This window comes from Clostridium algoriphilum, assembly GCF_020443705.1.
GTDB classification, from domain to species: domain Bacteria; phylum Bacillota; class Clostridia; order Clostridiales; family Clostridiaceae; genus Clostridium_AD; species Clostridium_AD algoriphilum.
The window spans coordinates 19,534-33,592 of sequence record NZ_JAIZZK010000027.1; the positions used below are offsets into that span (position 1 = coordinate 19,534).

Below are 14,059 nucleotides of genomic sequence, written 5' to 3' on the forward strand. Positions count from 1 at the left end.
TATTAAAAGTTAAAAGAAAGAGGTGTTATTATGGCTACTGAAAAGAAGAGAAGTGGATATTCATTTTCTATTAAGAAAACGGATAATCCAATTATAAAAGAATTTATTACAGCACAAGATAATTTTTCAGAATCAATAAGATATCTGATAATAAAGTATTGTATGGAAAATGGAGTTGAGGATGTTTCATCTAAATTAAATGAATTAATTTATAGTCTAGCATATTCAAATACTAATACTAGTAATTCTAATGAAATGAAACAAAGTAGTACAGAAGAAAAGATAGTTGAAAAGGCTAAAGCAGAAAAGGCAGTAGACGAAATAAGCATAGATTTAGAGAAAGCTGATATACCAAAATGTTATCAATAGAAAATTAATAACAATTTTTATTTAAAAATTTAATTTAATATGTAAGTGCCCATTTTAGTATTAAACATGTAGGATACAGAAGGAGAATATAGTTAGATCTGTGAGATAACAAATCTAACTATATCCTCCTTTTTCTATTTTTAAAGAGATGGGAACAGCTTATTGAGTTAAAGTCTATGTTAAAGAAAGTACTTAAGCTTTACACAGATTGTATATATATGTAAATAGCTGTGTTACAGTAGATATAGACCCCATAGATATTTATGAATTTAGTTCTCCTAATAACTCATCTAATGATTCTTTCAACTTCTTAAGTTTTTCGAAACTGCCACCAAGTTTGCAATACATTGTTTCTGGAACTTGGAGAATATTTTCTTTTAATGCAGTACCTTTTTCTGTTAATTCAATTATTACTGTTCTATCATCTTTTTTATCCCTATATTTTATAATCAATTGCATGCTCTCTAATTTTTTTAAGACAGGAGTAAGCGTCCCTGAATCTAAGTGTAATTTTTGTCCAACTTCTTTAAATGAAATTTTTTCTGCTTCCCATAATACCAACATTGTAATATATTGGGTGTATGTTAGATTATATTGGTCAAGTAGCGGCTTATATAGTTTTATAACTTCTCTTGACGTTGCATAAAGTGAAAAGCATAACTGATTATCAAGTTTAATGTTTTCGTATTTATCCATAATTCAGCCTCCTCTTTTAATTTGAGTAAATCTAATTTTGTAAAATCAATATTATGAATATATCACCATGTTTTTAACTTGTCAAGTGAAAATGATCCATCATTTAAGTTCTGGGCTTTCAATTGTTGTAGAGCAAGACTCACTTAATATAATGGTAAGATATAACTTAAAGAAAATTATGGACAATTTCCGTTTGCTAAATAAAAGCAATAATCGCCCACATGAGTAAAAAGCTTATTATAATTGTGAAATTATTGACAGTTCCTACGAACTTAGTATCATAGCCAAATTCCACTGAGTAAGGAATTACAGTGAAACTTATTGGTAATATAAAACCAATTAGCATAGTTATTTTGAACATTGGATCTATGGGCACTAAATTATAAAGAAGTATACCTACTCCCAATCCAATCAGGTATCTTAAAGCAATTATCTTGGCCATATTTTTTAAGTATGCCTTCTTAAAGGAAAAGCTCAGGTATAAGCCAAGCACCAACAATGCAAGGGGCATATTTGCCTTGGATAGAATGCCTGTAATTTCTATAATCGGCCTTGGGATGCTAAGGCCCAAAAGATTAATTGACAAAGTAACAATGTATGTAAGAAAAGGTATTGAATGTAGTGTTTTAGAGAAAATGTTCTTGTATGAGATTTCGCCTTCGCTACTTGCATATATACTTGCAATAATATAACAAACAGCAAAAACAATGAAGGAATTCCCCATATCAAACATCCCAAAGTATTTAAGCCCTTCTTTGCCCCATATTGACTCAACCAGAGGATATGCGAAAAGCCCAACATTGAAGGAAGGAACTAGCATTGTTAGCATTCCTTTTTCACGTCTCGATTCTCCTTTAAATGCAATGAAGGCTACTATTGCCATAACTAACCCGTATATAAGGCAGATTATAGGAACAAGTAGAAGGTTTTTGTCTATAGACATTGTACTGAAAACATTTATGACAATTGCGGGAAGAGTGACATTAAAAATTAACCTGGATATCACTTCTCCATCGCTTTCCTTTAAAACACCCATCTTCTTTAGAAAGTATCCTAATAAAATAATACTTAATGACATTGCAAACTGTGAGTTAATAGTGTTCATTTGTTGTCTCCTTGTTATGTATTTCAGATTTAATATTTCTACATTATAGCATGGAGTAAATAAAAAAACATCTTAAATTTACAGTTGCAAGAAATAAGAAAGATAAAAGATCGAAGATCAATCTTAATATAAACATTAAACATATAGATATTGTAGGTATTGCGTTATAAGAAATTAATGGTAAACTTATTAATATAGTTAAACGAGCAGAAACAATAAGCTTAAAACACAGGTTCTAAGTGTAAACCGAAAATAAGGAGGGTTTTAGATGAGCTCTAAAGTGGTAATAAAGACAAATTTTGAAGTAAAACAACAAGGTGAACTAAAAAGGAGTTTGCAAGCCAGACATTTAAATATGATTGCGATTGGCGGAGCAATAGGTACTGGATTATTTTTACTTAGTGGAGGAACAATAAGCCAAGCGGGACCTGGAGGTGCAATTGTTGCATATGCAGTTATGGGCATTTTAGTATATTTTTTAATGACATCCCTTGGAGAGATGGCAACATTGTTACCAATTTCAGGATCTTTTGAAACATATGCCACAAGGTTTGTAGACCCTGCATTTGGATTCGCTCTAGGTTGGAATTATTGGTTCTGTTGGTCTACATGTGTGGCCTGCGAATTAGTCGCAGGATCCATCATTGTTAAGTTCTGGCTTCCGCATACTAATGCAACTTTGTGGAGTGTACTGTTCTTAGTTGTTCTATTTATACTTAATCTTGCATCAGCAAGAGCCTATGGAGAAGGTGAATATTGGTTTTCCAGCATTAAAGTTATTACAATAATTGCATTCATAATTGTAGGTACTCTAATGATAGTGGGCATCATGGGTGGCAACTCGCCAGGTTTCTCTAACTTTACAATATCAGATGTTAATGGTAATAAGGGTCCATTCATAGGCGGTATATTTGGGATGGTAAATGTGTTCTTATTGGCGGGATTTTCTTTCTCTGGTACTGAACTAGTGGGTCTTGCTGCAGGTGAGTGTGAAAATCCACAAGTTAATGTTCCAAAAGCTATCAAGATGGTTTTCTGGCGTATTCTTTTATTTTATCTTGGCGCAATCATAGTAATTGGGTTCCTAGTTCCTTTTAATGACCCTAACCTTTTAAAAAGTGATACAGACCAAATAGCATTTAGTCCGTTTACTATGGTGTTTCAACGATCAGGCTTAGCATTTGCTGCAAGCCTAATGAATGCAGTTATTCTTACAGCGGTGCTTTCGGCAGGAAACTCAGGTTTATATGCTTCATCGCGAATGCTTTATGCAATGGCAAAGGAAGGAAAGGCACCTAAACTTTTTGGAAAAGTAAATAAGCGAGGGGTTCCCATGAATGCGCTTTACCTTACAACTCTTGTTGCTTGCTCAGCTTTTCTTGCATCTCTCGTTGGTGATGGTAAAATATATTATGCACTAGTTAACATTTCTGGTATAACAGCTTTCTTTGCATGGTTAGGTATAGCAATATGCCACTATAGATTCAGAAAAGCATATATTGCACAAGGAAGAAAACTTGAAGATTTAAAGTATCGAGCTAAGTGGTTTCCATTTGGACCAATTATGGCTATGGTACTTTGTACTATTGTTATATTTGGTTCAAACATATGGATATTCCAAGCTCCTACCTTTGATTGGTTTAGTTTTATTACAAATTATATGACTATTCCGTTATTTTTAATTTTATATTTTGGTTATAAATTTATAAAGAAGACCAAGATAGTTCCTCTTATGGAGTGTGATTTTGAACATAAAGAATATGAAAAAATAGAATAATATTAATACTTAAAGGAAGGGGAGCTCATATTATGAACTCCCCTTCAATATATATAAATATTTAATTTTGAACTAATGAATTTAGTTATTTATGAGAGTTTATAAATATTATATATAATATGGTTACATTGTGCGAATTATGTTAGTGCTACGTAGTATACTTAGTGTATTGTCATTGTCATTTTGCCAGGGGTTATATTCGTATAAGGTCCAGTTGGAACTTATATATTAATAATGGTTAGACAAATAAACTGAATTTAAAATAGGAGATATAAAAAAATATTAGAAAAATATAGTACAAGGTTAGTTAATGTTAGTGCAAGAAACAGAAAAAATAGATAAAAAAACAATTTGGAGGTGCTAATATTAATAATACATTTTACTATGAAACGATAATTGGGAAAATAGGAATTGCTGAGAATGGTAAGGCTATTACTCATATGTATATTGCAGAAAGAATTCCTGAAGATATACATATGAGTGAAACCAAATTGCTGAAAAAGGCAAATCAACAACTTCAAGAATATCTTATCGGAAAAAGAAAAACATTCGATATACCACTTGCACCTCGTGGCACAGAATTTCAGCAAAAGGTGTGGAATTCATTACAGAAAATCCAGTATGGCAAAACCAACAGTTACAAAGATATAGCGGAAAGTATCGGTAATATAAAAGCAGCTCGTGCAGTAGGGATGGCAAATAATAAAAATCCAATCATTATCTTCATTCCTTGTCATCGTGTAATTGGTGCTAATGGTAAATTGGTTGGTTATGCAGGTGGTTTGGATGTAAAAGAAAAACTTTTAGAAATAGAGAAACAAAATGAGTCATATGTTTGAATCGCACTTAGGAGAAATGGCTGCACTCGCAACAGCGGTATGTTGGACAATTACTGCTGTAACATTTGAAACTGCTGGAAAAAAAGTTGGTTCTATATCTGTAAATTTGATAAGGCTTATTTTTGCATTTACACTAATATCAATATATAATTTATTTTCTAGAGGAATGATTTTACCAATAGATGCCTCAAGTTCTGCGTGGCTATGGTTAACCTTTTCGGGGATAATTGGTTTTGTTATTGGAGATCTATTTCTATTCCAGGCGTTTGTTGTGGTAGGCTCACGTATATCTATGTTAATTATGTCAACGGTACCACCAATAACAGCAATTACTGGATTCATTATTATGGGGGAGAGAATTACTCCATTAGGGTTAGCTGGAATGTTAATAACTATTGTAGGTATTGGTATTGTAATTCTAACTAAAAACCCGGATGATAAAAAGGTGAGGCTTTCCCATCCAATAAAGGGTCTAGTATATGCTTTCATAGGGGCATTAGGACAAGCTTTTGGACTTGTTTTTAGCAAATTTGGTATGGGGTCATATGATCCCTTTGCTGCAACTCAAATTAGAATTATTGCAGCAATTATTGGGTTTTCAATAGTTATCACTATATCAAGAAACTGGGGGAAGGTATTTGTGGCTTTTAAAGATATGAGGGCTATGAAGTATATTTCAATTGGTTCATTATTTGGACCATTTGTAGGTGTATCATTATCTTTGCTAGCTGTTCAACATGCATCAACTGGCATAGTTTCAACAATTACTTCTATTACTCCGATACTATTAATACCAGTATCAATAATTATATTTAAGGAAAAAGTAATTCCAAAAGAAATATTTGGAGCAATTATAACTTTGTTAGGTATTTCACTTTTGTTTATATAAGTAAAAACAACAGCCTAATATACTTATTAAAATAATATGATCGAAAATGTTGTATACGAAAGATTTATTATAAAAGTTAATGCCACATAAAAGATTTTTTATTTATGTCCATTGTATTTTATTAAAATATCCTCAATTTTTTTATTCTCACAAAGCTCTAAGGGAGTGTATCCTAAAGAATTTCTTGTGTTTATATCAAAGCCTAAACTTATGAGAGCTTTTAAAAATTCTTCGAAATGTTCATCAAAGCAGTTAATATAATCATCATGAAGAAGTGTATTTTTATATTTGTCCTTTATATTAATATCCGCACCATATTTTACAAGAAGACTTAGAAGCTCCACAGAATAATTAAAGCTGCAGTAAAATACAGGAGTTTTACCGGAGATGTTAAATGCATTAACTTCGGCACCTTTTTTAAGCATCATAGTTATTACATCTATATGAGGTGTTATCCTTGCACAAAGTTTATGAAGAGGAGTTTCTAAGAATTTACTATGATGGCTGTTAATATTAGCATTGTTATCTATTAAAAGCTCAATTATTTTAAAATAATTATTTTGACAATTATTAATAGTATAGTGAAGTATACTTTCAGAATTAAAGTCAGAATTTGAATCTTTTTCTACATTCAAATAATTTTTTACTTCATCTATGTTGCCTTCTTGAATAGATCTATAAATTGATTTTGGTTCCCCGGAGAATATATTACCGAATATTTTCATGTTGATTACCTCCTGTTAATTAAATATATTAGCACGCTTAAATATAAAAAAATATCAGTCTTTGGTGTTAGATCGTAGCTTTAAAATCAGTTTATTACTTTTATAATGTTATTTTAACATATTACCTAAAGTATTATGATAAAACAGTTGCAGAAATTGATATAGATAATAAAACAATGAAAATTTGAGTGTAAATACGCGTTGAAATGCTTAACATATATAATGTTAAACGTAGAGCCTAGTTAGGTTCTATAATAATTATAGTAAAGGGGATTAGAATCTTGGTAAATAATAAATTACAAGGACATATTTTAGAAATTATTGATAAGCAAATGAGGGACAATGACCCTAAATGTACAAAAGAAGTTTTTGTTAAATTAATAGGTATTGGTTATGAACAAAACAATGCAAAAAAAATGATTGCAGTAATTTTAATAGAAGAACTATACTATATTATGAAAAATGAGGAGTTATTTAATGAAGAAAGGTATAGTAATAACTTAGCTAATATGTTAGAGCACAAAGATGAAGAAAATAAAGAAGAATTAGAAAAAATAATAAACGATGAAATAATTCAAAGTAAAATAACAAATGAAAATAAGATAGGTAGAAATTCTTTATGTTCATGTGGTAGTGGGAAGAAATATAAAAATTGTTGTGGCAAATAAAGATAAACAATATAATAGAACCTCATCAAAAGTATTGATATTGGGTTCTACAGTTTTTATAGTAGGAAAATAGTAAAACAAATTCCCTAATTCGACGATGATGATTTTATCATTTTTTATTTTAATGAAAATTAAGAATCTAATCACCTAGGAGAAAAGGAGAATTGCTAAATGATAAGAGGTAAAAAGGATAAAAATAAAAATAACAAAGGTACCATTTAAGATTTCATACTCTTGTTCAGATGTATATTTAGTTCTTCTGGACATAAAAATGCTCCCCTTAAAAAGTAGATAAATTTTTATTTTTTAATCTGTCTACTTTAAGGGGAGCATACCATTTGTTAGGCTAGTGCCTTTCTTTTACATGATTTTTACTGGTGTTCCTACAGGTACTAAATTGTAAAGCTCAATTATATTGTTGTTATAAGTTCTGATACATCCATTAGAAACCGCTTTGCCGATAGAACTTGGGTTATTAGTGCCATGAATTCCATAGTCTCCATTAGGAGCACTTAAACCTAACCATCTAGAACCAAAAGGCCCGCCTGGGTTATGAGCTTTATTTATAATTTTGAAATTTCCTTTGGGTGTAGGGGTAGAAGGTTTACCGACTGCTATAGGATATGTCTTAAATAACTTCCCTTCCTTGAATAAAGTTAACTTTCTGCTAGCAACATTAACGGTAATGGTGTATAGAGAAGCACGGTAGAGATCTTGTACGTTGAAATAGCGTATAAACATATTACCTCCAGATATAGATTAGTCTTGTTTATATTATGTTAAAAAATATAGATTGTGAAAATAATGAAACAAACTGGTGAGACAGCATATGGTATCAAGTTCACAAAATTTAAAAATGAATTATAATTCAAAAATATTATTTTTAAGGAAAATTACAGTATAATTAAACTACATTATAGTATTGAAAGGAGAATTAACATGGAAATAGGATCAGTTGCTGCTATGGGGGTATATATACTTATTTTGCTTTCAATAGGCTACTATTCTTACAGAAAAACAAACGATATTTCAGACTACATGATAGGTGGCAGAGGGCTTGGACCTATGGTAACAGCACTATCTGCTGGCGCAAGCGATATGAGTGGCTGGATGATAATGGGGCTGGACCTGTTCTTTTACTAAGTCTTTATTGGAAGAAAATGACGAAATGGGGAGCTCTATCAGGTATGGTTGTGGGAGGTCTAACAGTTATTGTATGGATTGTTTCTGGATTATCTACTTATATATATGAAATGGTCCCAGGCTTTATATTATCGCTTATAGCTGTTATAGTTGTTAGCACTATAACTGAAAAACGAGAAGAGTCTATAAATAAGGAATTTAGGGAAATGGAAGAAATATTATCAAACTTTAAGTAAAATATTGAGTTCTCTTGTATATACATAATCATGAAAATACATATCATCATGATGCTACTGCAAATACTCATACAGGCAATTGTTAAACACTATTTAGAAAAAAATTGTGCGTTAAAACAATTTTAATATTAGAATTGTTTTAATGTATATTTGTGTCTTTTATATTTTCTACAGCAAAGCACTAAGAATGCTACATTCCTTTAAATTATCTTAAAAGGAGTGTAGCATTTTTATTTAACCTTCTTAACCATTTTACACAAAAGGTTAAGTTGATTATTAGTTGAAATGAATGCTATTTTAGTACTTTTCTTATAAGTTTCGTTCTATTTCCATAAGGAGGGAAAATAAGATTTATATCTATAGAAGTACTTTTCTTAAGTATACTTTTTATATGAGAGAAGGTTTCAAAACTATCCTTACCATGATATGAACCCATTCCAGAATTTCCGACTCCACCAAAAGGCATATTAGAACTTGCAACATGTGATATAGTATCATTTATAGCGCCTCCTCCAAAGGAAATCCTGCTTAGGACTGTAGCTTCAACGTTTTTATCTTCTGTGAAAACGTATAGTGATAAAGGTTTCGGTCTATCATTTATTATTTCAATAACTTCTTCTAACTCTTCATATTCAAGTATTGGCATAATCGGCCCGAAGATCTCATCTTGCATAACAGCATCCTGCCAATTCACTTTATCAATAATTGTTGGTTCAATGTACAAAGTACCGGCATTTGAATGTCCACCATAAATAATTTTGCTTTTATCCTTCTGAATTATTGCCGCCAATCTTTCAAATTGCCTTCTGTTTACAATTCTGCCATAATCACCGCTCTTAGAAGCATCCTCACCATAAAAACTTACCACGGTGCTTTTTAATTTTTCTATAAAACTTTCTTTTATAGATTTATGCACAAGTAAATAATCAGGAGCTATACAGGTTTGTCCTGTATTTATCAGTTTGCCCCATAATATTCTTTTAACAGCTAAATCTAAATTAGCAGTTCTATCCACTATTACTGGACTTTTTCCACCAAGTTCAAGAGTTACAGGTACAAGGTTTTCAGCAGCTGCTTTCATCACTATTCTTCCAACAGGTACACTACCGGTAAAGAATATATAATCAAAGGGTAAACTTATAAGAGTTGAAGTAATCTCTTTTTCACCTTCAATAACACGTATATATTTTTCTTCAAAGGTTTCTTCAATGATTTTTTTTACTAAATCTGAAACAGTAGACGTACTTTCAGAGGGTTTTAAAATAGCACAATTTCCAGCAGCTATAGCACCTACCAGAGGTTCAATTAAAAGTTGAAATGGATAATTATAAGGACCTATAATAAGCACTGTTCCATAGGGTTCATGCATAACATAACCCTTAGATGGAAATTGATGCAAGGGCGTTCTCACTTTTTTAGTCTTACCCCAATTCTTTGAATGTTTAATAAAATTACCTATGCTATCTAAAACAAAACCAATCTCAGTGCCGTAAGCTTCGAATTCACTTTTACCTAAATCCCTGTACAAGGCATTTATTATCTCTTTTTCATGTTTTCTTATTGTGTTTTTTAACCTCTTAAGTGCAGAGATTCTATAATCTATGTTCCTTGTTTCACCTGTATGAAAAAAAATATTTTGTTCGTTAAGCATACTTTGCGCTAAAGATTGGTCAATTATGTTCATATTAAACCTCCATTCGATTATCAAATTATTGTTGAACGAGACTATTTAAATTGAATTCATAAATTTAATTTACAATATCTTATAATCATTCTACCATTATCTAGTTAATTAGAATTTTAATTGTAAACAAAAAAAATATAAGCACAGGCGAGATAGCCTGTGCCATATTATTAATTAGCTTCTTTCAAATATTTCTTGAAATTCAACTGCCTCAAGTTTTTCTTTTACTAAAAGCTCTTCAGCAACAGCATTAAGTTTACTTCTATTGTCAGTTAAAAGTGTCAATGCTTTTTCATATGCTTTGTCTATAAGTTTCTTTATCTCTTGATCTATTTTGTATGCGACTTCTTCACTATATTTTCTATCTTTGCCAATGTCTCTTCCAAGGAATACCTCGTCACCACCTGAACCAAACGCTATTGGTCCAAGAGTGTCGCTCATTCCATAGTCCATTACCATTTGTCTTGCTATCCCAGTTGCTCTTTCAATATCATTGCTAGCACCAGTACTTATATCTCCAATAACTAGTTTTTCTGCAACTCTACCACCTAGTAGGCCCACAATTTCATCTTCGAGTCTTGACCTAGACATGTATGATCTGTCTTCAGCTGGAAGACGCATAGTATAACCGCCAGCCCTTCCTCTTGGAACTATACTTATCTGGTGAACAGGATCTAACTTTGGAAGTAAATTCATTACAATTGCATGCCCTGCTTCATGATATGCTGTAAGCTTTCTATCATCCTCGCTTACTACTCTGCTTTTCTTTTCAGGTCCAGCCATTATTCTTGTAGCTGCTTCTTCAAGTTCTTCCATTCCTATAAGCTTTTTATTTCTTCGAACAGATAAAAGTGCTGATTCATTCATTAAGTTTTCAATGTCTGCACCTGTAAATCCAGGTGTTCTTTTCGCAAGAACGCTAAGTTTAACATCTGGTTCAAGATGCTTATTTTTAGAATGAACTGCAAAAATTTCTTCTCTACCTTTTCTATCAGGAACTCCAACAAGTATTTGTCTGTCAAATCTACCTGGTCTTAGTAATGCTGGGTCAAGTACATCTGATCTATTGGTAGCGGCAATCATTATTATGCCTTCATTTTCACCAAAACCATCCATCTCAACTAACAGTTGATTTAATGTTTGTTCTCGTTCATCATTTCCTCCACCAACGCCTGCTCCTCTTTGTCTTCCAACAGCGTCAATTTCATCTATGAAAATTATACAAGGTGAATTCTTTTTTGCCTGCTCAAATAAATCTCGCACTCTAGAAGCTCCCACGCCTACAAACATTTCTACAAAGTCTGAACCTGAAATGCTGAAAAATGGGACTCCGGCCTCTCCTGAAATAGCTCTTGCAAGAAGTGTCTTCCCAGTTCCTGGAGGTCCTATAAGTAAAACTCCCTTTGGAATACGAGCACCCATTTCCATATATCTTTTAGGTTGCTTTAGGAAATCGACTATCTCTGCAAGCTCAGCTTTTTCTTCATCTGCTCCTGCAACATCATTAAAACTAACTTTTTTCTTATCTGGATCCACAAGTTTTGCTTTGCTTTTACCAAACTTCATTACACCACCGCTTCCACCGGCACCCTTCGATTGTTTCATAAATATAAATCCAAATCCTACAAGCATTAATATGAATAGTAAATTAGGTAAAAACTGCAACCATACTAACGTACTGGATGGTTTTAGGTATGTTTCCTGAACAGCTGGATTCTTCGGATGATCTTTAATAAACTGAAATAATCTAGTAGATGGAACAATAGTTTTATATGTAGTTCCATTTTTTAAAGTTCCCGAAACTGACATCTGATCTTCTTGAACCACGAAGCTTTTTATAGTATTATTTGTCCAATTGTTCTGAAATTGATTAAAATTAATAATTGTTGAAGTCTGATCTGTTTTAGCAAGCATAAATACTGCAATAATAACAAAAATTATAGCCCAAACAGCAATACTTGATTTCTTTTTCATCAGAGAACACCTCTCTTTCTAAATATACACTTAAATTTTTTTATGTTCTTGTCATTCACTTATTGTATACTTAACACTATTAAAAAATTCTATTGATTTCATAATAGTGTCTATAAATATTATTAACTTATTAAAGTAGCCACTTTATCAGCAGTTGTTTCTAGAAGCTAAGAATGAATTTCTTCTCTAGTTTTAGAGGATAGTAGGACATTTTCGATTTTCTAAGTCCATCAATACCCAAGTCTTGTTCTCTATTTATTATTTCTGCATTATTAAAACATTTATCTATTAATGTTTTTGCGATAAAACTATATATGCCATTTATATTTTTATCACCTTTTTCAATATGAATTACAGCAAGTTTTTCGTTCAAACTTTCACCAATACTAAATGCCGCTACTTTTCCATCAACATATACTGCTACTCCATTAAGATTTAATAAATTCATATTATTAATTATATCCTTTATTGCCAGAAGTTCATAATAAAGTTTAATATTTTTTTCATTTGTTTCCTCATACCACCTTTCAGCGGCATGGCTAACATCCTTAATTACTCTTTCATCACTTATGTCAACTACTTCATAATCGTAAGTCTTAATAAAAGCGTTGTAGTGATTCTTTTTTGAATGAAGCTTTTTACCTGAAAAAGTCATAAGTTTTTTAGCTTCATATAAATAATCAAAGTTATCTCTATCTTCTTCTATACAAAATTCGTTTTTTTCGTTAAGTAAAAGATTAAATTCCGCTATAAAGCTCTCCTCTAAATCTTTAAATAAATATTTCATATCATTTTCTTCTCTATATTCTTTTAATTTCTCTATAATCTCTCCTAAGTCTTCACTTACGTATCCTAAAGGCTGCATGAAATGATAGTTTCCATCAAAGTCCTTCTTTTTTAGTATAAGAGCTTGCTTATATATGGTATATTGAATATCACAGGCATCTTTCCAAATATATAGGCTTGTAAAAGAATATTCACAACTCAAGAATTTGTATGGAGAAATATATTTGTCTATACTGTTTTTATCTTCTAAACATAATTTTTTAAATATCATAGAACTTCCACCCTTCGATTCCTATCGTTTATAAATGAGAGTATATCATAGCAAATAATAAAACACAATAGTTTCAAAACTATAATGTTCTGTTATGTTGAAAAAATACTTTCATTGTGATATATTTATGGAAAACAGTGAATGGAGGTTAAGGGATGGATATAATAAATAAATCCGATTTCATTGAAAATGTTGAAGGAAAAGTCCCAGGTAAGATTGGAAGACCTGTAGATAAACTGCGTGATCTAGCTATTCTTAGGGCTGCGTTGGAGCTTGTAGCGGAGAATGGGTATGATTCGGTCACCATGGATTCTATTGCATTAAGGGCCCATGCAGGAAAAGCTACCTTATACCGTAGATGGAAATCTAAACCGTATCTTATAGCAGAAGCCATAAGATTCATGATGCCTTGTGAGCAGAAGGTTGATACTGAACGCTGTGGAGACAAATTGAGAGATTATTTATGTGAATCACTTAGCATATATTTCGGGATAAGAGATGAGGTTAGGCAAAAGGTAATGCTGTCCATCGCAACAGCAATAAACAGAGATAAATTATTAGCCGAAGCACTCCACTTGGATTGCATAACCAATCAAACATTTATATTTAGTGATGCCATAGAGTGTACCATAAATAAGAAATTAGAAAAACAACAATTGAAACTTCTCACAGATGTGGGTCCAGCATTATTATTTTATCAACTCATAATTACTGGCGAACCCATTAAAATGAAATATGTAGAACATATTGTTGATCATTTAATAATTCCGCTTATAGAACTTAATAAAAAATGAAAAGCTCCCTTTCGAGAAATTAAATTTGTGATATAAATCATTAGCAAACAAATTGTGTTCACAATTTGGATTATTGTTAAACGTAATAATAAATAAGTAAAGT

General features: G+C 31.5%; 13 protein-coding genes and 2 pseudogenes. 8 read left to right on the forward strand and 7 right to left on the reverse strand.

What is annotated here, in order from left to right:
* The first annotated feature begins 30 nt into the window (after positions 1-30).
* Positions 31-369: a hypothetical protein gene (locus tag LGK95_RS16805; RefSeq protein WP_226125977.1), complete on the forward strand. Its 339-nt coding sequence runs from the start codon at positions 31-33 to the stop codon at positions 367-369.
* Between the two features lie 261 nt (positions 370-630).
* Here LGK95_RS16805 and LGK95_RS16810 read toward each other — a convergent pair whose 3' ends face one another.
* Positions 631-1,065 (reverse strand): MarR family winged helix-turn-helix transcriptional regulator, encoded by a 435-nt coding sequence (locus tag LGK95_RS16810; protein WP_226125979.1) that lies wholly within the window; start codon positions 1,063-1,065, stop codon positions 631-633.
* Between the two features lie 196 nt (positions 1,066-1,261).
* Complete coding sequence (locus LGK95_RS16815; protein WP_226125981.1) at positions 1,262-2,170, reverse strand: AEC family transporter; 909 nt, start codon at positions 2,168-2,170, stop codon at positions 1,262-1,264.
* A gap of 268 nt (positions 2,171-2,438) precedes the next feature.
* Here LGK95_RS16815 and LGK95_RS16820 point away from each other — a divergent pair, with 268 nt between their 5' ends.
* The 3 genes from LGK95_RS16820 (at position 2,439) to LGK95_RS16830 (ending at position 5,675) form a co-directional block, all read left to right on the forward strand.
* The gene (locus LGK95_RS16820; RefSeq protein ID WP_226125983.1) at positions 2,439-3,947 is read left to right on the forward strand and encodes an amino acid permease; all 1,509 of its coding nucleotides are present in this window, start codon (positions 2,439-2,441) and stop codon (positions 3,945-3,947) included.
* A gap of 365 nt (positions 3,948-4,312) precedes the next feature.
* Complete coding sequence (locus LGK95_RS16825) at positions 4,313-4,786, forward strand: methylated-DNA--[protein]-cysteine S-methyltransferase (protein ID WP_226126052.1); 474 nt, start codon at positions 4,313-4,315, stop codon at positions 4,784-4,786.
* On the forward strand, positions 4,770-5,675 hold the full coding sequence (locus LGK95_RS16830) for a DMT family transporter (RefSeq protein ID WP_226125984.1): 906 nt from the start codon (positions 4,770-4,772) through the stop codon (positions 5,673-5,675). The genes LGK95_RS16825 and LGK95_RS16830 overlap by 17 nt, the downstream gene beginning before the upstream one ends.
* 98 nt (positions 5,676-5,773) lie before the next feature.
* Here LGK95_RS16830 and LGK95_RS16835 read toward each other — a convergent pair whose 3' ends face one another.
* On the reverse strand, positions 5,774-6,400 hold the full coding sequence (locus LGK95_RS16835; RefSeq protein ID WP_226125986.1) for an ankyrin repeat domain-containing protein: 627 nt from the start codon (positions 6,398-6,400) through the stop codon (positions 5,774-5,776).
* A 584-nt stretch (positions 6,401-6,984) separates the two neighbouring features.
* Here LGK95_RS16835 and LGK95_RS22860 point away from each other — a divergent pair.
* A pseudogene (locus LGK95_RS22860) lies at positions 6,985-7,068 on the forward strand (SEC-C metal-binding domain-containing protein); the annotation flags it as partial.
* A 360-nt stretch (positions 7,069-7,428) separates the two neighbouring features.
* On the opposite strand, the gene LGK95_RS16845 reads toward LGK95_RS22860, so the two are convergent.
* Positions 7,429-7,809, reverse strand: coding sequence for a L,D-transpeptidase (locus LGK95_RS16845; protein WP_226125990.1), 381 nt, complete (start codon positions 7,807-7,809; stop codon positions 7,429-7,431).
* A gap of 222 nt (positions 7,810-8,031) precedes the next feature.
* Between LGK95_RS16845 and LGK95_RS16850 the strand changes: the two are divergent.
* Positions 8,032-8,193: pseudogene (locus LGK95_RS16850) on the forward strand (sodium:proline symporter); the annotation flags it as partial.
* On the forward strand, positions 8,175-8,447 hold the full coding sequence (locus tag LGK95_RS16855) for a sodium:solute symporter family transporter (protein WP_226126058.1): 273 nt from the start codon (positions 8,175-8,177) through the stop codon (positions 8,445-8,447). The pseudogene LGK95_RS16850 and the gene LGK95_RS16855, both read left to right, overlap by 19 nt.
* Positions 8,448-8,739: 292 nt before the next feature.
* On the opposite strand, the gene LGK95_RS16860 is transcribed toward LGK95_RS16855, so the two are convergent.
* From LGK95_RS16860 to LGK95_RS16870, 3 genes are all read right to left on the reverse strand, one after another.
* Complete coding sequence (locus tag LGK95_RS16860; RefSeq protein WP_226125993.1) at positions 8,740-10,131, reverse strand: aldehyde dehydrogenase; 1,392 nt, start codon at positions 10,129-10,131, stop codon at positions 8,740-8,742.
* A 174-nt stretch (positions 10,132-10,305) separates the two neighbouring features.
* On the reverse strand, positions 10,306-12,105 hold the full coding sequence (gene ftsH / locus LGK95_RS16865) for an ATP-dependent zinc metalloprotease FtsH (RefSeq protein ID WP_226125999.1): 1,800 nt from the start codon (positions 12,103-12,105) through the stop codon (positions 10,306-10,308).
* A 160-nt stretch (positions 12,106-12,265) separates the two neighbouring features.
* On the reverse strand, positions 12,266-13,162 hold the full coding sequence (locus LGK95_RS16870) for a DUF2156 domain-containing protein (protein ID WP_226126001.1): 897 nt from the start codon (positions 13,160-13,162) through the stop codon (positions 12,266-12,268).
* A gap of 155 nt (positions 13,163-13,317) precedes the next feature.
* On the opposite strand from LGK95_RS16870, the gene LGK95_RS16875 reads away from it, so the two are divergent.
* Positions 13,318-13,956, forward strand: a complete 639-nt coding sequence (locus tag LGK95_RS16875; RefSeq protein WP_226126003.1) for a TetR/AcrR family transcriptional regulator — start codon at positions 13,318-13,320, stop codon at positions 13,954-13,956.
* Positions 13,957-14,059: the final 103 nt, after the last annotated feature.